Origin of the sequence: Streptomyces sp. NPDC047081, assembly GCF_040643775.1 — a bacterium.
Lineage (GTDB): Bacteria > Actinomycetota > Actinomycetes > Streptomycetales > Streptomycetaceae > Streptomyces.
Genome location: NZ_JBEYUY010000035.1, coordinates 16,415 through 39,261 on the forward strand (window position 1 = coordinate 16,415; position 22,847 = coordinate 39,261).

At 70.0% G+C, this 22,847-nt stretch carries 19 protein-coding genes; 12 read left to right on the plus strand and 7 right to left on the minus strand.

Annotation, left to right across the window (positions count from 1 at the left end):
* Positions 1 to 142: 142 nt before the first annotated feature.
* Positions 143 to 1,483, minus strand: coding sequence for a peptidoglycan recognition protein (locus tag ABZ848_RS42115; protein ID WP_360840671.1), 1,341 nt, complete (start codon positions 1,481 to 1,483; stop codon positions 143 to 145).
* 129 nt (positions 1,484 to 1,612) lie between these two features.
* Between ABZ848_RS42115 and ABZ848_RS42120 the strand changes: the two genes are divergently transcribed.
* The 7 genes from ABZ848_RS42120 (at position 1,613) to ABZ848_RS42150 (ending at position 12,536) form a co-directional block, all read left to right on the plus strand.
* Positions 1,613 to 2,344, plus strand: coding sequence for a TIGR03089 family protein (locus ABZ848_RS42120; protein WP_360840672.1), 732 nt, complete (start codon positions 1,613 to 1,615; stop codon positions 2,342 to 2,344).
* Positions 2,345 to 2,452: 108 nt separating this feature from the next.
* The gene (locus tag ABZ848_RS42125; RefSeq protein WP_360840673.1) at positions 2,453 to 3,676 is read left to right on the plus strand and encodes an LCP family protein; all 1,224 of its coding nucleotides are present in this window, start codon (positions 2,453 to 2,455) and stop codon (positions 3,674 to 3,676) included.
* 217 nt (positions 3,677 to 3,893) lie between these two features.
* A complete protein-coding gene (locus ABZ848_RS42130) occupies positions 3,894 to 5,621 on the plus strand; it encodes an LCP family protein (RefSeq protein ID WP_360840675.1) in 1,728 nt (575 codons plus the stop codon).
* A gap of 127 nt (positions 5,622 to 5,748) precedes the next feature.
* On the plus strand, positions 5,749 to 7,398 hold the full coding sequence (locus tag ABZ848_RS42135; protein WP_360840676.1) for an LCP family protein: 1,650 nt from the start codon (positions 5,749 to 5,751) through the stop codon (positions 7,396 to 7,398).
* Between the two features lie 86 nt (positions 7,399 to 7,484).
* Entirely contained in the window at positions 7,485 to 9,164 is a 1,680-nt protein-coding gene (locus tag ABZ848_RS42140) for an LCP family protein (RefSeq protein WP_360840678.1), read from the plus strand.
* A gap of 103 nt (positions 9,165 to 9,267) precedes the next feature.
* Positions 9,268 to 10,761, plus strand: coding sequence for an LCP family protein (locus ABZ848_RS42145; protein WP_360840679.1), 1,494 nt, complete (start codon positions 9,268 to 9,270; stop codon positions 10,759 to 10,761).
* A gap of 194 nt (positions 10,762 to 10,955) precedes the next feature.
* Positions 10,956 to 12,536, plus strand: coding sequence for an LCP family protein (locus ABZ848_RS42150; RefSeq protein ID WP_360840768.1), 1,581 nt, complete (start codon positions 10,956 to 10,958; stop codon positions 12,534 to 12,536).
* A 19-nt stretch (positions 12,537 to 12,555) separates the two neighbouring features.
* Here ABZ848_RS42150 and ABZ848_RS42155 read toward each other — a convergent pair whose 3' ends face one another.
* Positions 12,556 to 13,584: a glycosyltransferase family 2 protein gene (locus tag ABZ848_RS42155; RefSeq protein ID WP_360840681.1), complete on the minus strand. Its 1,029-nt coding sequence runs from the start codon at positions 13,582 to 13,584 to the stop codon at positions 12,556 to 12,558.
* A 248-nt stretch (positions 13,585 to 13,832) separates the two neighbouring features.
* Between ABZ848_RS42155 and ABZ848_RS42160 the strand changes: the two genes are divergently transcribed.
* The 3 genes from ABZ848_RS42160 (at position 13,833) to ABZ848_RS42170 (ending at position 16,600) form a co-directional block, all read left to right on the plus strand.
* Positions 13,833 to 15,197, plus strand: a complete 1,365-nt coding sequence (locus tag ABZ848_RS42160; protein ID WP_360840769.1) for an LCP family protein — start codon at positions 13,833 to 13,835, stop codon at positions 15,195 to 15,197.
* 123 nt (positions 15,198 to 15,320) lie between these two features.
* Positions 15,321 to 15,683, plus strand: a complete 363-nt coding sequence (locus ABZ848_RS42165) for a four-helix bundle copper-binding protein (protein ID WP_242765845.1) — start codon at positions 15,321 to 15,323, stop codon at positions 15,681 to 15,683.
* A 74-nt stretch (positions 15,684 to 15,757) separates the two neighbouring features.
* Positions 15,758 to 16,600, plus strand: a complete 843-nt coding sequence (locus tag ABZ848_RS42170) for a class I SAM-dependent methyltransferase (protein ID WP_360840683.1) — start codon at positions 15,758 to 15,760, stop codon at positions 16,598 to 16,600.
* On the opposite strand, the gene ABZ848_RS42175 is transcribed toward ABZ848_RS42170, so the two are convergent.
* Both ABZ848_RS42175 and ABZ848_RS42180 read right to left on the minus strand, forming a co-directional pair.
* The gene (locus tag ABZ848_RS42175; protein ID WP_360840685.1) at positions 16,593 to 17,249 is read right to left on the minus strand and encodes an HAD family phosphatase; all 657 of its coding nucleotides are present in this window, start codon (positions 17,247 to 17,249) and stop codon (positions 16,593 to 16,595) included. The two genes, ABZ848_RS42170 and ABZ848_RS42175, sit on opposite strands and share 8 nt — an antisense overlap.
* Positions 17,242 to 18,543: an LCP family protein gene (locus ABZ848_RS42180; RefSeq protein WP_360840686.1), complete on the minus strand. Its 1,302-nt coding sequence runs from the start codon at positions 18,541 to 18,543 to the stop codon at positions 17,242 to 17,244. Before ABZ848_RS42180 ends, ABZ848_RS42175 begins: the two co-directional genes overlap by 8 nt.
* Positions 18,544 to 18,662: 119 nt before the next feature.
* Here ABZ848_RS42180 and ABZ848_RS42185 point away from each other — a divergent pair, with 119 nt between their 5' ends.
* Entirely contained in the window at positions 18,663 to 19,238 is a 576-nt protein-coding gene (locus ABZ848_RS42185; protein ID WP_360840688.1) for an acyl-CoA thioesterase, read from the plus strand.
* An 18-nt stretch (positions 19,239 to 19,256) separates the two neighbouring features.
* On the opposite strand, the gene ABZ848_RS42190 is transcribed toward ABZ848_RS42185, so the two are convergent.
* From ABZ848_RS42190 to ABZ848_RS42200, 3 genes are all read right to left on the minus strand, one after another.
* On the minus strand, positions 19,257 to 19,679 hold the full coding sequence (locus ABZ848_RS42190; protein ID WP_360840689.1) for a PIN domain-containing protein: 423 nt from the start codon (positions 19,677 to 19,679) through the stop codon (positions 19,257 to 19,259).
* The gene (locus tag ABZ848_RS42195) at positions 19,676 to 19,906 is read right to left on the minus strand and encodes a type II toxin-antitoxin system VapB family antitoxin (protein ID WP_360840691.1); all 231 of its coding nucleotides are present in this window, start codon (positions 19,904 to 19,906) and stop codon (positions 19,676 to 19,678) included. Before ABZ848_RS42195 ends, ABZ848_RS42190 begins: the two co-directional genes overlap by 4 nt.
* 127 nt (positions 19,907 to 20,033) lie before the next feature.
* Positions 20,034 to 21,191 carry an acyl-CoA dehydrogenase gene (locus ABZ848_RS42200; RefSeq protein WP_360840693.1) on the minus strand — a complete coding sequence of 386 codons (1,158 nt, stop codon included), beginning with the start codon at positions 21,189 to 21,191 and terminating at the stop codon, positions 20,034 to 20,036.
* Positions 21,192 to 21,380: 189 nt separating this feature from the next.
* On the opposite strand from ABZ848_RS42200, the gene ABZ848_RS42205 reads away from it, so the two are divergent.
* Positions 21,381 to 22,724, plus strand: a complete 1,344-nt coding sequence (locus tag ABZ848_RS42205; protein ID WP_360840694.1) for a UDP-glucose/GDP-mannose dehydrogenase family protein — start codon at positions 21,381 to 21,383, stop codon at positions 22,722 to 22,724.
* The last annotated feature ends 123 nt before the right edge of the window (positions 22,725 to 22,847 follow it).

Below are 22,847 nucleotides of genomic sequence, written 5' to 3' on the forward strand. Positions count from 1 at the left end.
CCGGCCGAACTGACTTTCGGCCGGCCAGTGTATGCAGATCGTCGTGCGACGCCTTCGACGGCCCGGTGACGTTACGTGGTTCCGCACCCTGTCCCCCGACGGCGGTGAACGCGAGCCCGCGGCAGGCTTTGGCAGCGGTGCTCTATCGGCCCTGGTAACGGGCCGCCGTCGAGCGGGCCGTGCCGAGTTTGCGGTAGAGCTGCCAGCCCGGGCACTCCGTGGCGAAACCGTCACGGTGGCCGGAGATCACGTTCAGTCGTACGTTCTTTCCTTTTCGGTAGAGATTGCCACCGGCGGACTTCAGATATGTCTTTCCGCGCGGATTGGCCCCGTAGAGCCCGAGTTTCCATGCCGTCAGCCGGGCGATGGCCCGCAGGACGGCCCCCGGCGGCTTCGACGAGCCGAAGCTGCCGATCACCGCGATCCCCATGCTGTTGGTGTTGAAACCGAGGGTGTGCGCGCCGAGCACCGGCTTGGCCACTCCCCCGGCCCGTCCCTCGTAGATGTTTCCGCACTTGTCGACGAGGAAGTTGTAGCCGATGTCGCGCCAGCCCATGCTCTTGACGTGGTAGCGGTAGATACCGCGGATGACGGAGTCGGCCTGCGAACAGCGGTACCCGTTGCCGGACGCCGTGTGGTGCACGAAGGCCGCCTTGACCTTCTTCGTGTAGACGAACTTCTTCTCGCGCAGCTTCTCGTCCGCGCCCCAGCCGCGGCGCGTGATGATGCGCGGACGCGGGCCGATGTAGGGCCGGGCGCGCTGAGCCGCCGTCAGTTCGCCTCCCCGCAGGGCCAGTAGCTCCGCCTCGGTCGCCGCCCGGCCGAGTGCCGGGATCTCCGTGGCACCCGGGGCGCCCGCGGGGACGGCCGCCCTGGTGAGCTTCTGCTCACCCGGGTCCACGAGTTCCAGACGCAGGCCCGAGGGCAGCGGGGCCACGGCCGTGGCGGTGCGGGTGCCGCGCGCCGTCTCGTCCGTACGGCGTTCCCCCTCGGCGCGGACCCTGACTTCGACGCCGTCGGAGTCGCCCACCCACAGCGGGGCGGTGGAGCCGCGGACTCGGCCCGAGGTGCGCTCGGCGGTGCCCGGGTCGGCCGCGTCGTCGTTGTGCGTCTCCAGGTCCTGCCAGCCGGTCCAGGCGCCGGAGGCGGTCGCGCGGGTGCGGACCTGGACGCTGCCGTGCAGCACGGTGTCGGGGTTGTCCCAGATGACGCCGACGAGCGAGAAGTGCCGTACGTCGTCCCGGGTCAGGCCCTGTTCGGGGGCGGCCGGGCCGAGGGCGCGGTCGCGGGTGAGGGGGGTGAGGGGCAGCGACTGGGTGCTGCCGGGGATCTCCGAGGAGGTCCGCGGTGCGGTCGCCACCGTCGCGGATCTCGCGCCGCTCGGCGCCGCGCCCGCCGTCGTGGCGGCTGCGGGCGGGGTGAGCGGAAGGGCGAGGGCGGCCGCGCACATGACGCCGATCGAGGAAGCAAGGAATCCACGCATGCTCCTGATCTTGAACATAGTCATACATATCTGTCCATTTGGGATCTGACGGACCGTCGGCTGCGGTTCCGCCGAACCGGTGGCCGAGCGGCTGGGTGCGGGGCGCCCTGCCCGCGTACGCTTGCGCGGGTGAACGCCACCGACCGCACCCCTGCCGACCTGCTGTCTTCCGCGCTCGCCGCGGATCCCGGACGTCCGCTGGTGACCTTCTACGACGACGCCACCGGTGAGCGGGTCGAACTGTCCGTGGCCACCTTCGCCAATTGGGTGGCCAAGACCGCGAACCTGCTCCAGGGCGACCTGGGGGCGGGGCCCGGTGACCGGGTCGCGCTGCTGCTGCCGGCGCACTGGCAGACGGCGGTGTGGCTGCTGGCGTGTGCGTCGGTGGGGGTGGTCGCGGACGTGGACGGGGATCCGAAGCTCGCCGACGTCGTGGTGAGCGGGCCGGATTCACTGGACGCGGCGCGGGCGTGCCCGGGTGAGCGGGTGGCTCTTGCGCTGCGGCCGCTGGGTGGGCGGTTCCCGCAGGTGCCGGACGGGTTCGTCGACTATGCCGTCGAGGTGCCGGGGCAGGGGGACCGGTTCGTTCCGTTCTCGCCGGTGGATCCCGAGGAGGCGGCGCTGATCGTGGCCGGGCGGGAGTTCAGCGGGGCGGAGGTCGTGGAGCAGGCGCGGGGGGAGCTTGGGGGGCGGGTGCTGTCGGGGCTGCCGTACGACACCTGGGAAGGATTGAAGGCCGGGTTGTACGGGCCTCTGGCTGACGGTGGGTCCGTGGTGCTGTGCCGGAATCTGGAGCGGTTGGGCGAGGAGGCGCTTGCGCGGCGGATCGAGAGCGAGAAGGTGACGACTACTCGTCGTTGAAGTAGGCACACTCACCCGTATGGATCAGTAACACCCACCCCCACCACCCCCTCCACGCCATGGTCGTAACAAGACCACGTCCGTACGCCATGAGGGGTGGGCCCGCTCGTGACCGACCGCCGAGGGACCCTGGGGCCCGGTGCCGGGTTGTCGGCCACCGGGAAAGGGCTCATACGGCGGCGTCGGCGGAAGTGGGTGCGGTACGGGGGGATCGGGGTCGCCGTCGCGGTCGTGGTGGCCGCGGGCGTCGGCTGGGCCGTCTACGTCAAGCTCGACGGGAACATCACGCCCGACAACGCCGCCGCCGCGGAGCTCGCGCGGTACGAGAAGGAGCGGCCCACCTCGCTCGTCAAGGACGCGCAGAACATTCTGCTGATCGGGTCGGACTCGCGGTCCGGGGACGGGAACGCGCGGTACGGGCGGGACTCGGGGACCGAGCGGTCGGACACCACGATCCTGCTGCACCTCGCCGCGGGGCGGCGCACGGCCACCGCGATCTCGTTGCCGCGCGACCTGATGGTGGACGTACCGGCGTGTCTGCGGGCGGACGGGACGCGGTCGGAGCCGATGTTCGCGATGTTCAACTACGCCTTCCAGATGGGTGGTTCGGCCTGCACCATCCGGACCGTCGAGCAGCTGACGAACGTGCGGATCGACCATCACATCGTCGTGGACTTCCATGGGTTCAAGGAGATGGTCGACGCCGTGGACGGGGTGCGGATCTGTCTGGACCGGCCCATTCACGACAAGGCGGCCAAGCTGAACCTGCCCGCGGGGAAGGTGACGCTCGACGGGGAGCAGGCGCTCGGGTACGTGCGGGCGCGGAAGTCGATCGGTAACGGCAGTGACACCGACCGGATGGACCGCCAGCAGCGGTTCCTGGGCGCGCTGGTCAACAAGGTGCAGAGCAACGACGTACTGCTGAATCCGGTGAAGCTCTACCCCGTGCTGGACGCGGCCACTTCGTCGCTCACCACCGACCCGGATCTGGCGAGTCTGCGCGGGCTCTACGACCTTGTGCGCGGACTGCGCGACATTCCCACCGAACGCGTGCAATTCCTGACCGTTCCGCGGGAGTCGTACGTCTACAACAGCAATCGTGACCAGCTCGTGGAGCCGGAGGCACAGAAGCTGTTCGAACGGTTGCGCAAGGACGCGCCGGTCAGCGTCGCCAAGGGAGTTCCGCGGGATTCCGCGGCAATGAGCGATTACGCGGAGTACGGATACGGCGACGGAAAGTCCGGAAGAATGCCGTCCGGGGCCTCGTCGAACAGCCCTTCTCCCGCACCCACGTTCCGCGGGAACACGGCCGCCGAAGACACCTGCAGGTAAAGCGCTCACCAAATCGCCGCTCTTATGTCCGAGAAAACGGGCTAATTGCCCTGCCCGCGAGCGTGGAATTTCTCACCGTCGTCACTGGGTGCTGAACAGGCCGGATAGGGTGAGCGATCCGGTGCCCTCGGCCGTACATAGGCTTGAGCACTGATTGACCGAGACCCGAGCGCCCTTGAGGGGAAGGCGCGCGCCCCGACGGAGGATTCGGACAACCGTGGACGCGACAGGCCGTGGACGGGCGGACGACATCGATCCCGCCGACCAGTGGGTACTCAACCCGAACACCGGCGAATACGAACTGCGACTGACCCCTTCCGGACCGCAGTCGGGCGTCCCCGGTCCGCGCAGAGCCGCCGGCCACGGCGCCGGTGGCGCGGTGCGCAGTCGTACGGCGGCTCCCGAGCGGGCGCCCGGACGTGACGTTCCTGCGCCGCGGCGCAGGCGCGGGGTGCCCGAGGAGCCGCTGCCGGGGCGGCGCGGGCGCCGGCCGGTGAAGAAGAAGGGCAAGGCGAAGAAGGTCCTGCTGTGGACCGGCGGGACCATGGCCTTCGTGGTGGTGGCCGCGGCGGCCGGCGGCTATCTCTACATCAAGCACCTCAACGACAACATCACCGCCGTCTCCGACGACGGCGCGAGCACCGGTGGCTTCAGCAAGGGCAAGGCCATCAACATCCTGCTGATCGGCACCGACAAGCGCACCGGCGAGGGCAACACCAAGTACGGCGACTCCGGCAGCGTCGGGCACGCGGACACCACGATCCTGCTGCACGTGTCCAAGGACCGCTCCAACGCGACCGCGTTGAGCATCCCGCGCGACCTGATCACCGACATCCCGGACTGCCCGACCACGCTGGCCGACGGCACCGAGAAGGTCATCGCGGGCACGAGCGACGTCCGCTTCAACACCAGCCTCGGGCAGGCCGAACGTACGCCCAGCTGTGTCGCGCGGACCGTCACCGAGCTGACCGGGATCACCCCGGACAACTTCATGGTGGCCGACTTCAACGCGGTCAAGACGCTGACCACGGCGGTCGGTGGCGTCGACGTCTGCCTGGGCAAGGACATCAACGACCCCGACTCGCACCTGAACCTGAAGAAGGGCATGCAGCACATCGAGGGCGAGACCGCGCTCGCCTTCGTGCGTACGCGGCACGCGGTCGGGTTCGGCGGTGACCTGAGCCGGATCACGCTGCAGCAGCAGTTCCTCAGCGCGCTGATGCGGAAGCTGAAGTCGAACGACACGCTCACCAACCCGGCGAAGATGATCAAGGTCGCCGAGGCGGGGACCAAGGCGCTGACCGTCGACTCCAACCTGGACAGCATCGGCAAGCTCAAGGACCTCGGTCTGGAGCTGGGCAAGCTCAACCCGAAGAACCTGACGTTCACCACGGTTCCGGTGGTCGACAACCCGGCCGAGAAGGTGAAGGCGACCGTCGTACTGAACGACTCGACGGCCCCCGCGGTCTTCTCCGCGATCAAGAACGACGTGTCCTTCACCGCGGTGAAGGCGCAGAAGAAGAAGGAGGCGGCCGCGGTGGCCGCGCGGCTCAAGGGCACCAAGTCGGCCGCCTCCGAGGTCCGGGTGCGGATCCTCAACGGCGGCGCGGCGGCCGGCAGCGCGCAGGCGGAGCTCAACTACCTGCAGAACGACGCGGGTGTGCTGAAGTCGGAGAACGCGGGCAACGCGGACGCGGAGCAGGCGAAGACCACGCTGGAGTACGCGCCGGACCAGGCCGACCAGGCCCGCCGGCTCGCCGCGATCCTGGGCCTGTCCGGCTCGCAGATGAAGCCCGGCAAGAGCGTGACCAACGACCAGGGCCTGCCGACGATCACACTGACGCTCGGCAAGGACTTCCCGGGGGCGGGAGAGTCGTACTCGGCGGCGACGAAGGCACCGGACGTCGACAAGACGACGGCCGACAAGGTCGAGTGCGCCAAGTGAGAGCCCGTGAAATTTCCCCGGCCGGGGATATGACACAGGCTCTGAAGTGACCTGAGGGGCCTGTCGTGCGTCTAACCAGGCGCATGGCAGGCCCTTTTCGAGGGCGCGAGGGTGGGGAGGACGGGGAATGACGCAGAGCAGTGTGCGCGGGGAGGGGACCCGGCCGGGGGTTTGGGACGACGGTTCCGGGGGCCGGGGGGCCGCGCGGGACGGGGAGGGGTCCGGCAGACCCGGTACGGGGGACATGGGCGGTGGGCATCGCAGGACGGGGCCCGGTCGGCCTCGGCGGCGGGGGCGGCGGGTGCTGCGCTGGTCGGCGACGACCCTCGCGGTGCTGATACTCGGGACGGCCGGCGCCGGTTACCTGTACTACGAGCACCTCAACGGCAACATCCAGAAGGGCGAGCGCAGCAGCGGCGACGCCAAGGCCCGTAAGACCGGGGCCAACGCGGCCGGGCAGACGCCGCTGAACATCCTGCTGATCGGCTCCGACAGCCGTAACTCCGACGCGAACGTGGCGCTGGGCGGCGCGAAGTACGACCGCGGCAGCCCCCCGCGGGCCGACGTGCAGATGCTGATCCACCTCTCCGCGGACCGCAAGAGCGCCGCGATGGTGAGCATCCCGCGCGACACCCGGGTCGACATCCCCAAGTGCACCGACCCGAAGACCGGCCACACCTACCCGGCGGTCAACACCATCATCAACGAGTCGCTGGCCCGCGGCGGCGCCGGCTGCACGCTCGCCACCTGGGAGAAGCTCACCGGGGTCTACATCGACCACTGGATGACGATCGACTTCGCGGGCGTGGTGAAGATGGCCGACGCCATCGGCGGCGTCGACGTCTGCGTCCGGCAGAACGTGTGGGACCGCCCGACGTCCGCGGTGCCCGGCGGCTCCGGCCTGAAGCTGACCGCCGGCACCCACAAGGTGCAGGGCAAGCAGGCCCTGCAGTGGCTGCGCACCCGGCACGCCTGGGGCAGCGACCCGCTGCGCGCCAAGGCCCAGCACATGTACCTCAACTCGATGATCCGCACGCTGAAGCAGCAGAGCGTCTTCAGCGACACCGGCCGGCTGATGGGCCTGGCCGAGGCGGCCACCAAGTCCCTGTCGGTCTCCGAGGAGATCGGCACCGTCAAGAAGCTGTACGACCTGGGCATGCAGCTCAAGTCGGTGCCGACGGACCGCATCACCTCGGTGACGATGCCGAACGTCGAGGACCCGCAGAACCGCGACCACCTGGTCCCGGAGGCCACCGGCGCCGACAAGCTCTGGCAGCTGCTGCGCGACGACATCCCGCTCGACGGCAAGGGCAAGACGTCGGCCGCGAAGGCGAAGACCGTGGCCACGAAGGCCCCTTCGGCGCCGGACGCCCAGATCGGCGTGATCGTGCAGAACGCCACCGGCACCTCCACCCTCGCCCCCGTCCCGGGGCGCGCCGGCACCGTCGCCCAGGAGCTGGTGGGCAAGGGCTTCGCGCGGGCCGCGAAGGACGCGACGGCCGGGCTCTCCGAGGCGCGGACGGTCGTGCGCTATCCGAGCGCCGACCTGGAGGGCGACGCCCAGCGCATCGCCAAGTCCCTGGGGATTCCGCTGAGTTCGGTGAAGCGGTCGACGGACGTCTCCGGGGTCACCCTCGTCGTGGGCGCCGACTGGCGGGAGGGTACGGCGTACCCGAAGCAGTCCCAGTCCGACGACGCGCTGCCCAGCAACGCGGACGCGATCAACGGCTCGGACAAGAGCCAGTGCATGCCCGTCTACAAGCCCTACCAGTGGTAGGCCCCGGGGGCTCACCTCGGCGGCCGTAGGAGCCCAACTGTGCGGATATTGTGGGTGATCCATGTCTGACGGAGGCTCTGAGACCAGTGGATGTGCAAGGCCGTGGGCGGGCGGACGGTGCCGATCCCGCTGACCAGTGGGTGCTGAATCCGCGTACCGGCGAATACGAACTGCGGTCCCCCAAGGCCCCGTCCGGGCCCGTCGGCCCGGCGGTGCCCGGTCCGCGCGGACCCGCCGGCCGGGTCCCGCCGCAGCGCGGCCGACGCACCTCGCCCGGTGAGCCTCCGGCCGGGCGGCGCGGGCGACGGCCGGCCAGGAAGCAGAACCGGGCGAAGAAGGCCCTGCTGTGGACCGGCGGCACCATGGCGTTCGTCCTGGTCGCCGTCGGTTCCGCCGCCTACCTCTACATCAAGCACCTGGAGGGGAACGTCCACACCGAGGACGTCGGCGGCGCGGCCAAGAGCAGCTTCAGCAAGGACGAGGCCTTCAACATCCTGGTCATCGGCACGGACAAGCGCACCGGCAAGGGCAACGAGGGGTACGGCGACAAGGGCAGCGTCGGGCACGCCGACACCAACATCCTGCTGCACATCTCCAAGGACCGTACGAACGCGACCGCGCTCAGCATCCCGCGCGACCTGATCGTGGACATCCCGGACTGCCCGACCAAGCAGGCCGACGGCACCGAGGCGGTCGTCGCGGGACAGCAGGGCGTCCGCTTCAACCGGAGCCTCGGCGAGAGCGGCCGCGACCCCGGCTGCACCATGCGCACGGTGAAGGCGGTCACCGGGATCTCGCCGGACCACTTCATGATGGCCGACTTCAACGCGGTGAAGACCCTGACCACGGCGGTCGACGGGGTCGACGTGTGCGTCGAGCACGCCGTGAACGACAAGGAGTCCAAGCTCGTCCTGCCCGCGGGCGAGTCCAAGGTCGAGGGCGAGAAGGCGCTCGCCTTCGTGCGCACCCGGCACAGCTTCGGCAACCAGGGCGACCTGGACCGCATCAAGGTCCAGCAGCAGTTCCTCGGTTCGCTGATGCGCAAGATGGCCTCCGGCGACACCCTCACCAGCCCCACCAAGCTGTGGAAGCTGGCCGAGGCCGCCACCGACGCGCTCACCGTGGACAGGGCCATCGGCCATGTCGGCACGCTCAAGGACATCGCCCTGGAGCTGAAGAAGGTGCCGACGAAGAACATCTCCTTCACCACCGTGCCGGTGAAGGACAACCCGGCCGAGACGGTCAGGGCGACGGTCGTCGTCGACGAGTCCAGGGGCCCGCAGATCTTCGACCTCATCCGGAACGACGAGTCGCTCACCGAGGTGAAGAAGGCCAAAGCCAAGGAGAAGGCCGAGGTCGCCGCCCGTCTCAAGGGCACCAGGTCGGCCGCCGCCGAGGTCCGGGTCCGCGTCCTCAACGGCGGCGCCCCCGCCGGCAGCGCCCAGACGGAGCTGGCCTGGCTGCAGACCGAGGCGGGCGTCCTCAAGTCCCAGAACGACGGCAACGCGGAAGCGCAGCTCGCGAGGACCACCCTCGAGTACGACCCCGCCCAGGCCGACCAGGCCCGCCGCCTCGCCGACCTCCTCGGCCTGTCCGGCGCGGCCATGAAGCCCGGCGAGAGCGTCACCAACGCCCAGGGCCTGCCCACCATGACCCTCACCCTCGGCAAGGACTTCAAGGGCGCGGGCGTGAAGCTGAACTCCTCCTCGGCGTCCACCGCGAACGTGGACAAGTCCACGGCCGACAAGGTGCAGTGCGCGAGTTGACGCGCTCAGGGCAACCTCACAGGCCCGTCGTATGTCTCCAGGACGTACGGCGGGCCTGTGTCATGGCCCCCATGGGGCACAACGGGGTGGGGAGCAGGGGAAATTGGGGCAGAACAGTGGGCGGCGCCGCCGTGTGCTCAGGTGGGTCGCGACCGGCCTCGCCGTGCTGGTGCTCGGCACGGCCTGCGCCGGCTACCTCTACTACCGGCACCTGAACGGCAACATCCAGCAGGCCGACCTCAACCTCGGCGACGCCAAGGCACCCGCGCCGACACCGGACGGGGCCGGCCGTACGCCGCTGAACATCCTCCTCATCGGCTCGGACGCCCGGGACACCAAGGAGAACCAGGAACTCGGCGGCGCCCGTGAGACCTTCGGCTCGGCCCCGCTCGCGGACGTCCAGATGCTGGTCCACCTGTCCGCGGACCGGTCCAACATGTCGGTCGTCAGCATGCCCCGCGACACCCTGCTGACCATCCCCAGGTGCACCGACCCGGACACCGGCAAGACCTACCCGGCGAGCGACGGCCGGGTGATGACCAACCAGAGCCTCGGCCACGGCGGCCCCGGCTGCACGGTCGCCACCTGGGAGGCGCTCACCGGGATCCGTATCGACCACTTCATGATGGTCGACTTCTCCGGCGTGGTCTCCATGGCCGACGCCATCGGCGGCGTGCCCGTCTGCGTGGACGCCAACATCCTGTCCCGGGACGGCTCCGGGCACGGCTCAGGGCTGAAGCTGAAGAAGGGCACCACCTCGGTCAGGGGCGAGCAGGCCCTGCAGTGGCTGCGCACGCGGTACGGCTTCGAGGACGGCAGCGACCTCGCCCGCGCCAAGGCCCAGCACATGTACATGAACTCGATGGTCCGCCAGCTGCGCGCCAACGCCACGCTGACCAACCCGGGCAAGCTGCGCGCCCTCGCCGAGACCGCCACCAGCGCGATCACCGTCGACCCGGGCCTCGACACCGTGAAGAAGCTCTACGACCTCGGCAACGAGCTGCGCAGGGTCGAGCCGAAGCGCATCACGATGACGACCATGCCGAACCGTTACGTCGGTGCCCGCGTCGAGCCCACCGAGGAGGCCGGGCAGCTGTTCCGGCTGGTCCGCGAGGACATCGCCCTCGACGGCAAGGACAAGAAGAAGGAGACGGCCGAGCAGGTCTCCGACGACCCGGCCGCGGACGCCGCCGACATCGCCGTACAGGTACGCAACGGCACCCGCACCGACGCCCTCGCCGCCGCCCGCGGCCGGGCGACCGCGGTGACCGGGCTGCTGCGGGAGGCGGGCTTCACCGGGGCGGTCGCGGACTCCTCGACGCTGCCGAGCGAGAAGGAGACCCTCGTCCGCTACCCGACCGCCGACCTGGAGGGCGACGCCCAGGCCGTCGCCAAGGCGCTCGGCGTCCCGCTGAACGCGGTGCGGCGGTCGACGGACGTCTCCGGGGTCACCCTCGTCGTGGGCGCCGACTGGCGGGAGGGTACGGCGTACAAGGCGCCGAAGGCGGACGACCGTACCCCCGAGTCCGCCGAGGCGCTCAACGGCGCGGACGACGGGGCGTGCATGCACGTCAACCCTGGCTTCACGTGGGAGTAACAGAAAGGGTCGCCTTCCCCTCACGTACCCACAGCAAACTCTTATCTCTCTACAGAATGATGATGCGCGCTCAAGTCCGAGAGCCCCGCGGGCCGACTCGGCGATCCACGGCGCTTTGTCGAGCGCTCGGGTGGGAGGACAGGGAGTTGGCGCGGAGCAGTGTGCGCGGGGAGGTCCCCGCGGTCGAGGACACCATGTCTCTCACCCCGGTGGGCAGCGGACGGGTGCCCGAGCAGCGGCGGCCCGGCGACGCGGACGGCGGCGGGCGCAGACGGCGCGGCGACGGTGACCGCAAGCGCCGTAGACGCCGAATACTGGGCTGGTCGGCGGCGGTCGTGGCGTTGGCGATCGTGGGCACTGCGGGTGCCGGCTACCTCTACTACCAGCACCTCAACGCCAACATCCAGAAGGAGAACCTCAACAACGCGGACGCCAAGGACCGCGCGGCGAAGCCGAAGGCCAACGCGGCCGGGCAGACCCCGCTGAACATCCTCCTCATCGGCTCCGACGCCCGCGACTCCGCCGAGAACCAGAAGCTGGGCGGCGCGAAGGACACGTACAACACCGCGCCCCGCGCGGACGTCCAGATGCTGCTGCACGTCTCCGCCGACCGCACCAACATGTCGGTCGTCAGCATGCCCCGCGACACCCTCGTCGACATCCCGAAGTGCACCGACCCCGACACCGGCAAGGTCTACGCGGCGAGCACCTCGACGATGACGAACGCCTCCCTGGAGCGCGGTGGCCCCGGGTGCACGGTCGCCACCTGGGAGAAGCTCACGAACATCCACATCGACCACTTCATGATGGTCGACTTCTCCGGTGTGGTGTCCATGGCCGACGCCATCGGCGGGGTCCCGGTGTGCGTGGACGCCAACATCTACTCGCACACCTCCTCCGGACACGGCTCGGGCCTGAAGCTGAAGAAGGGCACCACCTCGGTCAAGGGCAAGCAGGCCCTGCAGTGGCTGCGCACCCGCTACGGCTTCGAGGACGGCAGCGACATCGCGCGCACCAAGGCCCAGCACATGTACATGAACTCGATGGTCCGCCAGCTGCGCGCCAACGCCACGCTGACCAACCCGGGCAAGCTGCGCGCCCTCGCGGAGACCGCGACGAAGGCGCTGACGGTGGACGACGACCTCGGCACGGTGACCAAGCTGTACGACCTCAGCAAGCAGCTGAAGCAGGTCCCCACCAAGCGGATCACCATGACGACGATGCCGTGGGTGTACTCCTCGGACGGCAACCGGGTGCTGCCGAAGCCGACGGACGCGGCGAAGCTGTTCCGGCTGGTCCGCGAGGACATCGCGCTGGACGGCAAGGACAAGAAGAAGACGACCACGGTCAAGACGACCGACCCGGCCGCGGCGGACGACAAGATCGCCGTGCAGGTGCAGAACGGCACGAAGAGCAGCACGCTGGCCGCGGTGAGCGGGCGGGCCACCGCCGTCGCCCAGCTGCTGGTCGGCAAGGGCTTCGACGAGGCGGTCGCGGACTCCTCGGCGCTGCTGAGCGAGGACCAGACGGTCGTCCGCTATCCGAGCGCCGACCTGGAGGGGGACGCCCAGGCCGTCGCCAAGGCGCTGGGCATCCCGACCTCGCAGGTGAAGAAGTCGACGTCCGTGTCCGGGGTGACGCTGGTCGTCGGCGCGGACTGGCGCTCGGGCACCAAGTACACGGCCGACGACGACACGACACCGGCGTCGGCGAGCGCGCTGAACGGGGCGGACAGCAAGGCGTGCATGCACGTGGACCCGGACTACACCTGGTAGTCCGAGCCCGCGGCGCTGGTCAGCCGGTGGTCACGACCGCCGGCCGGCGGGACGCGATGACCTTCCTGGCCAGTGCCTTCGGGCTGGTCAGGAAGCCCCAGCCCCAGGACATGTGCATGGTGGCGAGGGCGACCGGGATCCGCAGCCGGGCCTTCAGCGGCAGCCCCTTGCCTGCCGGGAGCGAGCCGAGGGCGATCGCGGCGAGGTAGCCACCGGGGACCAGGAAGCCCCACGGGGTCAGCGCCGCGCCGATGACGAGCCCCGCGACGATCGCCAGCACCGCGGTCGGCGGGGCGAGGTAGCGCAGGTTGATGGAGCCCTCGTGGTAGCGGGCGACGACGTGCCGCCAGCGGCCGTAGTCCTTGTACTGCTTGGCGAGGGCGCGCACGCTCGGCCGCGGCCGGTACGACACCTTCAGCTCCGGCGAGAACCAGATCAGGCCGCCCGCCTCCCGGATCCGGAAGTTCAGCTCCCAGTCCTGGGCGCGGATGAACTCCTCGTTGTAGCCGCCCTGTTGCTCCAGGGCCTCGCGCCGGAAGACGCCGAGGTACACGGTCTCGGCGGGACCGGCCTCGCCGCCCGTGTGGAAGGCCGCGTTCCCGACACCGATCTTCGAGGTCATCGCGGCGGCGACCGCGTGCTCCCAGTCGTTCTCGCCCTCGGCGTGCATGATGCCGCCGACGTTCATCGCGCCGGTCTCCTCCAGGAGCCGTACCGCGGTGGCGATGTAGTTCGGCGAGAGCATGCCGTGGCCGTCGACGCGGACGACGATCGGGTGCCGGGAGGCCTTGATCGCGGCGTTCAGCGCGGCCGGCGTGCGGCCGGTCGGGTTCGGGACGGTGTGGACGCGCGCGTCTTCGGCCACGAGCTCGGCGGCGATCTCGTCCGTGCGGTCCTTGGACGGACCGAGGGCGATCACGACCTCCAGCTCGCCGGCGTACTCCTGCGCGAGGATCGCTTGGACGGCTCCGCGCAGATGCCGCTCCTCGTCGAGGACGGGCATGATCACAGAAACGGCGGGGAGTCGCACGTCGGAATTGGCGTTCATCGGTGCTCACGTTACCGCGAACGGGGGACACCTCCGCGCCCCGCCGGGGCGGCGGACCGGGCCACAGATCGTATGGACCTACGGTGCTCACGGATCCCACGTACGGCCGTCGCCCGGAGGTGTCCCCCTTGCCCACACAGCCCCGGTCCGCCGCCCCCGCCCGTCCGCAGCGCCGCCCCCACCCCGCCCGTGCCCCGCAGCAGCGCGGCCCGCGGCCGCCCGTCCGGCGCAGGAAGCCGCGCTGGGCCATGCGGGCGGTGACGACCCTGTCGGTCGTCGTGCTCGCCTCCGCCGGGATCGGGCACGCGGTGGTCACCAGCCTCGACGCGGACATCGCCCGGGTCGACCCCTTCAAGGACATGAAGAACCGCCCGGCCGCCGGGCACGGCATGAACGTCCTGCTGGTCGGCACGGACGGCCGCGACCGGATCAGCGAGCAGGAACGGCACCGGTACCACCTGGGCGGCGCCCCCTGCCACTGCACGGACACGATCATGATCGTGCACATCTCGGAGGACCGGGAGCGGGCGAGCGTGGTGAGCCTGCCGCGCGACTCGTACGCGATGACACCGCCGCACGTCGACGAGACCACCGGCCGGCGGCACAACGGCCACCCCATCAAGATCAACGCGGCGTACGCGGAGGGCGGACCGAACCTCACCGTGCAGACGGTCGAGGACATGACGCACGTGAAGATCGACCACTACCTGGAGGTCGACTTCACCAGCTTCATGAAGACGGTGGACGTGCTCGGCGGCGTCAAGATCTGCACCGCGGAGCCCCTGAAGGACACGTACACCGGCCTGAACCTCCCGGCCGGCACGCACACCCTCATGGGCGGCCAGGCGCTCCAGTACGTCCGTGCCCGCCATGTCGACGGCGCGTCCGACCTGGGCCGGATGAAGCGCCAGCAGCGCTTCCTGGCCGCGCTCATCGACCGCGCGACCTCCTCCGGCATCCTCCTCAACCCCATGAAGTTCCGGGACGTGACCCGCGCGGTCCTCGGCTCGGTCCGCGCGGACAAGGGCTTCGGCACGGACGAACTCCTCGACCTGGGCCGGGCGATGCGCAACTTCTCCCCCTCCTCCTCGGAGTTCACCACGGTCCCCATCGGCCAGATGGGCTACGTCGTCAAGGGCATCGGCTCGACTTTGAAATGGGACACCGCGAAGGCCGACCGCCTCTTCCAGGACCTGCGCGACGACAAGCCCCTGACCGTGCACCGCCCGGCCGCCCCGCAGGCGGTCCGCGTCGACGTCGCCCCGCAGCAGATCCGCGTCCAGGTCGAGAACGGCACGGCGACGGCGGGCCTGGGCAAGCGCGTCGACACGGCCCTCGCGGCCACCGGCTTCCGCACGACCCGCGCCCCCGCCAACGCCACCGACCGCACGCTCAAGCGCACGGTGGTCGAGTACGACCCCCGCTGGGACCGCTCCGCCAAGTCGCTGGCGGCCGCGCTGCCCGGCAGCGAACTGCGGGCGGTGAAGGGCCTCGGGCCGACGCTGAAGGTGATCGCGGGGGCGGACTTCAAGGACGTACGGAAGGTACGGGCTCAGGACGCGACGCAGGGGGAGTTCGGGGTGGTGACCGGGGACCAGGTGGTGTGCTCGTAGGTGCCGGTGCGGCAGAACATGGCGGATTGTTCCCGTCCGCCCGATGGCGCCCGGTGCCGAGCGGGCGTAGGACGGGAAGGACACGGGGCCCGCTCCGGGCCTCACCGCCTCCCAGGAGGAGCCATGACCCAGACCGGACCCATGAGTGCCATGAGCAAGGAGATGCAGGACTGCGTCGAGGCCTGCATGACGTGCCACAGCATGTGCGAGGAGACCATGAGCTCCTGCATGCAGATGGGCGGTCAGGCCCAGATGCAGATCATGCGCGCGCTCATCGACTGCTCCGAGATGACCCGCATGTGCGCGGACATGATGATGCGCCGCTCCCCCATGTCGGCCGAGATGTGCGCGATGTGCGCCAAGGCCTGCGACATGTGCGCCGAGGCGTGTATGTCCATGCCGGACGACCCCCAGATGATGCGCTGCGCGGAGGCGTGTCGCCGCTGCGCGGAGATGTGCCGGACGATGGCGGGCGCGACGATGTGACGTCCGCCTGACCGAGGCCGAGGACACCTGCCCCGGCGGGTGTCCTCGCCCCTTGGCGCGGGGAGGCTGAGGGGATGACGGGCACGGGAGCAAGAGACGGTCTGAGCGACCGCGAGGTGATCCTCTGGATCGCGGATTCCCAGCAGTACGACTGGACCTTTCAGGAGCTGCGCGAGCACACGGTCGACGCACTGCTGGACGCGGCCGGGGTGGCGGAGGGGGCATACGTCCTCGACGTCGGCGCCGGGAAGGCGGCCAGGGAGGCCGTGGGGCGTGGTGCCCGGGTACGGGCCGTGGGCACCGATCCCCTGAAGATCATGCACGCGCAAGGCGGCGGGGTGGACGCCGTCCGGCACGCGTTGCCGCAACTACCTTACGACGACGGCGAGTTCGATGTGGTCCTCGCCAACTTCGTCCTTGACTACGTCGAGCGTCCGCGTACCTCGCTCGCCGAACTGCGGCGCGTTCTGCGGCCCGGCGGCCGGATCGCGCTGACGCTGTGGAGCGAGCGACGCGGCGCCGGCCAGGACCTGCTCCCCGGGGCCTGCGCCGCGGGCGGCGTCGTACTGCCGCCGGACCGGGTGGACCGCGCCGGGCCCACGGACCTGCCGCCGCTCGACCCGGCCGAGGACTTCGTCCGCACACCCGCCGGAGTCCTGGAGCTGCTCGACCAGACCGGATTCGCGCAGGCGGAGGCTACCGAGGTCGCCTGGAGCCATGAGACCCGGGTCGAGTGGTGGTGGGGCGGCCTGGGCACGCGGCTCTACCTCAGACCGGCGTACGTCACTCCGCCGGACCGGGAGACCACCGCACGGATCCGGGCCGAGTACGACCGCCTGCGTACCGAATTCGCCCAGGAGGGCGGGAATTTGCTCCTCCCGCACATCGCGCTGCTCGCCTCCGCGACCGCTACGTGAACAGGGATTCCAGCGCCCGTTCCAGATCCGCCACCTCACGGAAGTGCACCGTCCGCATGCCCAGTGCGGCCGCCGCCTCGACGTTCTCCTCGCTGTCGTCGACGAACAGGCAGCGTTCGAGGGGTACGCCGGTCAGGTCGGCCGCGTGGTGGTAGATGCGGGGGTCCGGCTTGGCCAGGCCCACTCGGGCGCTGTTGACGACGTGGTCGGCGAGGTCGGTCAGGCCGAGGGAGTCGAGGTCGGACTCCAGGTCCAGGGAGGCGTTGGAGACCAGGACCACGGGGACCCGGATGCGGGCCCGGCGGAGGAGGGCGACCACCTCGTCGTCCGCGTGGAAGGGGGACTCCAGGAGGGCCAGAGCCAGTTCGTACGCCGTCTGCGGCTCCGGGATCAGGCCGGCGAGGCCGTCGGCTATCCGCTCGGCCCACTCCTGCGAGGTGATCTCGCCCAGCAGCAGCGGCTGGTCCGTCTCCGGCGCGAACGCCACCTTCTTGGTGGTGCCCTCGGCGATCCCCGCGGCCCGCTCCAGCGCCTCCAGGCGGGAGGAGTCGAAGGACCGGATCACGTTGTCGACGTCGCACAGAACCGCCCCGAAGGGCGGTCTGCCGTCGGCGGCCACGCTGCCGCCCGTCACGCTGCTGTCAGTCACCCGAGACCGTGACCTTCTGGTCGTTGTTGAGCTCGTTCACCAGCGTCTTCACCTTCGCCTTGTCCCAGACGAGGTTGCCGCCGGTGGAGCCGGAGATCGGCATGTTCATCGACGTGCCGTCACCGCCGCTGACACCCTTCATCGCCCAGAACATGGACGCCAGGTCCCACAGGCTCATGTCCTTGTCGACGGTGAGGGAGTCCAGGCCCGCGCTCATCGTCGGGTACAGCTTGAAGGGGTTGAGGACCGTGGACGGCGTCGCCACCTGGTGGGCGAGGGCCGACAGGAACTTCTGCTGGTTCTTCGTGCGCTGCAGGTCGGAGGCGGCGAAGGCGTGCCGGGTGCGGACGAAGGCCAGCGCCTGCTCGCCGTTCAGCGTCTGCTTGCCCGCCTTGAAGTCGGCGCCCGAGTACTTGTCCTTGAAGGCCTTGTCGATGGTGATGTCGACACCGCCGACCGCGTCCACGATGTTCGCGAAGCCGGCGAAGCCGATCTCCACGTAGTGGTCGATGTGCAGGCCCATGTTGTACTCGACCGCGCGCACCAGCAGCGTCGGCCCGTCCTCCGCGTACGCCGCGTTCAGCTTCGTCTGACGGCCGGTGCCCTGGTAGGTCTTGCCGGACGTGGATCCCTTGTACGTCGGGATCGTCACGTTCGAGTCGCGGGGCAGCGAGATCAGCGTGTCGCCGTTGTCCCCGACGTGCAGGATCATCATCGAGTCGGTGCGCTTGCCCTCCGCGGAGCCGGTGTGCAGCTCCTTCTTCTGCGCGGCGGAGAGCCCGGCCCGGCTGTCGGAGCCGACGATCAGGTAGTTCGTGCCGTCGCCCGCCTCGGGGCGGTCGATGACGGTGGACAGGTCGACGTCCCGGTGCAGCTTGGAGTCGGCCCAGAAGTACGTGGCGACCGAGGTCACGACCAGCGCCGTCACCAGCGTGATCGCGGTCCATTTGATACGGCGCCGCCAGTTCGGCCGCGGCCGGGGCTCGCCCTGGTACCCGCCGCCGCCCGGTCCGCCGCCGTTCGGCGAGCCGTAGACCTGGCCGGTGTTGTAGCCGCTGTCGTAGTCGTTGCCGTACTGGTCGCCGCCGTACCCCTGGCCGTCGACATACGTCGGCTGCTGGGGCACGTTCTGGCCGTACGGCGGCGCGGACGGGCCGGAGCCCCCGTACGCGCCCGAGGCGGGCCGGCGGACCTGGCGCATGACACGAGCGCTCTCAGGCTGTGCGCTCGCGCTGCCGCCCCCGTACCGGTTGCCGCGGTTGTCTCCGGACCATCCCTCGGGCCAATCGTTCATGGGCCCCAGTGTGCAGGGAGCGGCGGTCCCCTTTACAAGGGTCGTAGGAAAATCAGGGCACTGCTGTTGCGAACCCAACACAAAGTCCGCAGATGTCGCGTCGGCATAAGGTGGAGGCCATGACAGACCAGGCCCCCGCCGCGGAAGCGGGCATCCCGGACGGCTCCGACGGCCAGGACATCCCGGGCAAGCCAACCTCGGCGTCCCGGACCACGCTGAGTCACATCATGACCCACAACGACACGAACCTGCTGGGTACGGTGCACGGTGGCGTGATCATGAAGCTCGTGGACGACGCGGCGGGCGCGGTGGCCGGCCGGCACAGCGGCGGGCCCGCGGTCACCGCGTCCATGGACGAGATGGCGTTCCTGGAGCCGGTCCGCGTCGGCGATCTGGTCCACGTCAAGGCCCAGGTCAACTGGACCGGCCGCACCTCGATGGAGGTCGGTGTCCGGGTCCTGGCCGAGCGCTGGAACGAGTCCACCCCGCCCACCCAGGTCGGTTCCGCCTACCTCGTCTTCGCCGCGGTCGACTCCGACGGCAAGCCCCGCCCCGTACCCCCGGTGCTCCCGGAGACGGAGAAGGACAAGCGGCGCTACCAGGAGGCCCAGATCCGCCGCACCCACCGCCTGGCGAGGCGACGGGCCATCATGGAACTGCGGGAGAAACGGGCGGCGGAGGGACTGGACGACTGAAGGGCGCGCTGCGGCGGCTCACCGGGCGCCCGGCACCACACGGACGTTGTGCACCGCCACGTCCGGCAGAAACCGGGCCACGGTCGCGAAGTCGTGGTCGTCGTGGAGAACCGTCAGCCCGTGGTGCGCGGCCGTCGCACAGATCATGAGGTCGAGCGGGCTCGCCGCGCTCACCGCGCCCCGCTCGGCGAGAGAGAACTGAGCGGCCTCGACCCAGTCCCACAGCCTCTTCGGCAGCGGCACATCGGGGTAGAGGTCCGCGAACATGAAGCCCATGGCCTCGTATTCGGCCGCGTTGCGCGCCGATCGCCGGAACTCCGCGCGTTGCGGAGCACAGGATCCGATCGCGCGCAGGATCGTCGTCTCCAGCCAGGCGTCCCGCAGCGCCTCCTCACGCTGAAGCCGCCAGATCGCGGAGGAGTCGGCGAGGTAGAGGATCACGCGTCGTCGCCAGGAGCCCGACGGTCCTGAGCGCGCAGCCGCTGCCAGCCCTCGTAGTCCCACTCCTGGGCGGCGGCGAAGTGCTTCGCGACCCGCTCGGCCCGCTCGTGCCGCTCGGCGTACTCGCGCAGAGCCGCGTTGACCACGTCCTTCTTGGTGCCCCCGCCGGACACCCGCATCGCCTTGGCGAGGATCTCGTCGTCGAGGTCGATCGTCGTGACGGTCATACAGGCCACCTCTATTCAAGAGCAATACCCGGTATACATAATACCTGACCAAAGCCGTCGGCAGCCGAAAAGCACATGGCCCCCGTCCGGCTGGACAGGGGCCATGGAAGGCGGGAGCGGAACCGGGCTACGGCAGGTTCCGTGCCATCACGATGCGCTGGACCTGGTTCGTGCCCTCGTAGATCTGGGTGATCTTCGCGTCCCGCATCATGCGCTCCACCGGGTAGTCACGGGTGTACCCATAGCCGCCCAGCAGCTGGACCGCGTCCGTCGTGACCTCCATCGCCACGTCCGAGGCAAAGCACTTCGCCGCCGCGCCCTGGAAGGTGAGGTCGCTGTCGCCGCGCTCCGAGGCCGCCGCGGCCTGGTACGTGAGGGCGCGGGCCGCCGCGATCTTCATGGCCATGTCGGCGAGCATGAACTGGATGCCCTGGAAGTCGGCGATCGGCTTGCCGAACTGCTTGCGCTCCTGGACGTAGCCCTTGGCGTAGTCGAGGGCGCCCTGGGCGACGCCCAGCGCCTGCGCCGCGATCGTGATGCGGGTGTGGTCCAGGGTCTTCATCGCCGTGGCGAAGCCGGTGCCCTCCTCGCCGATCATGCGGTCCGCGGGGATGCGGACGTTGTCGAGGTAGACCTCGCGGGTCGGGGAGCCCTTGATGCCGAGCTTCTTCTCGGGGGCGCCGAAGGAGACGCCCTCGTCGGACTTCTCGACCACGAACGCCGAGATGCCCTTCGAGCGCTTGGTCGGGTCCGTCACCGCCATGACCGTGTAGTAGTCGGAGACGCCGGCGTTGGTGATCCAGCGCTTCACGCCGTTCAGGACCCAGAAGTCGCCGTCGCGGACCGCCTTGGTCTTCATGCCGGCCGCGTCCGAGCCCGCGTCCGGCTCGGAGAGGCAGTACGAGAACATGCCGTCGCCCTTGGCGAGCGGGGTCATGTACTTCTTCTTCAGCTCCTCGGAGCCGGAGAGGATCACCGGGAGCGAGCCCAGCTTGTTCACCGCGGGGATGAGGGAGGAGGAGACGCAGACCCGCGCCACCTCCTCGATCACGATCACCGTGGCCAGCGCGTCGGCGCCCGCGCCGCCGTACTCCTCGGGGACGTGCACGGCATGCAGGTCGTTCGCGACCAGTGCGTCCAGGGCCTCCTGCGGGAAGCGGGCCTCCTCGTCCACCGCGGCGGCGTACGGCGCGATCTTCGCCTCGGCCAGTGAACGGATCGCGTCACGGAGCATGTCGTGCTCCTCGGACGGGCGGTACAGGTCGAAGTCAGCCGATCCGGCCAAGGTCTCCACGCTCCAAAACGCTGCGATTACCGACGCTAATTACCGTTAAGTAACTCAAATTTTAGGGGGCGGCTCACGGGAGTGATACGTGAGCTTGGCGACAGCGGGAAAAGTGCCCCGAGAAGGCCCTGCGCAAGCCCCGGATATGCTCGGGCAGCGCAGCAGACCCAGTCCCCGTCAGGAGCACCCATGAGCCTCAAGATCACCGTGATCGGCACCGGCTACCTCGGCGCCACGCACGCCGCGGCCATGGCCGAGCTGGGCTTCGAGGTGCTCGGGCTCGACGTGGTGCCGGAGAAGATCGAGAAGCTGGAGCGGGGCGAGGCCCCGATGTTCGAGCCGGGTCTGGAGGAGCTGCTGCGCAGGCACGTCGCCGGGATCGAGGGGTCCACCGGGCGGCTGCGCTTCACCATGGACTGGGCCGAGGTGGGGGCCTTCGGCGACGTCCACTTCCTGTGCATCAACACCCCGCAGAAGCACGGCGAGTACGCCTGCGACATGTCGTACGTCGACTCCGCCTTCGCCTCTCTCGCGCCGCACCTGACCCGGCCCGCCCTGGTCGTCGGCAAGTCGACCGTACCGGTCGGGTCGGCGGACCGGCTGGCCCGCTTCCTCGCCGAGAACTCCCCCGCCGGCGAGGACGCCGAGCTGGCCTGGAACCCGGAGTTCCTGCGCGAGGGCTTCGCCGTGGACGACACGCTGCACCCCGACCGGCTCGTGGTCGGGGTCCGCAGCGAGCGGGCCGAGAAGCTGCTGCGCGAGGTGTACGCGACGCCGATCGCCGAGGGCACGCCCTTCGTCGTCACCGACTTCCCGACCGCCGAGCTGGTGAAGACCTCCGCGAACTCCTTCCTCGCCACCAAGATCTCCTTCATCAACGCGATGGCGGAGATGTGCGAGGCCTCCGGCGGCGACGTCGCCAAGCTCGCCGAGGCGATCGGGTACGACGACCGGATCGGCCGGAAGTTCCTGCGGGCCGGCATCGGCTTCGGCGGGGGCTGTCTGCCCAAGGACATCCGGGCGTTCATGGCGCGCGCCGGTGAGCTCGGCGCCGACCAGGCGCTGACCTTCCTGCGCGAGATCGACTCGATCAACATGCGCCAGCGCGGGCAGATGGTGGAGCTGGCCCGGCAGATACTGGGCGGCGGGTCCTTCCTCGGCAAGCGGGTCGCGGTGCTCGGCGCCACCTTCAAGCCCGACTCGGACGACGTCCGCGACTCCCCCGCGCTGAACGTCGCCGGGCAGATCCACCTCCAGGGCGGCCAGGTCACGGTGTACGACCCCAAGGGCATGGACAACGCGCGCCGGGTCTTCCCGACGCTCGGGTACGCCGACAGCGCGGTCGAGGCGGTGCGGGGCGCCGACGTCGTACTGCATCTGACGGAGTGGCGGGAGTTCCGCGAGCTGGACCCGGCGGCGCTGGGCGAGGTCGCGGCGGCCCGGGTGATCCTGGACGGCCGCAACGCCCTGGACCCGGCGCTGTGGCGGAAGGCCGGCTGGACGTACCGGGCGATGGGGCGCCCGACGGCGTAGCCCTTCAATCAAAAAGCGCACGACTCAGTCAAAAAGCGCACGACGCCGGTTCGGCCGAGGCTCAGTCGGCCGAACCGGCGTCTGGTTGCATTCTGCACCACCCGCCTGTGCGGCGGCCGGGGA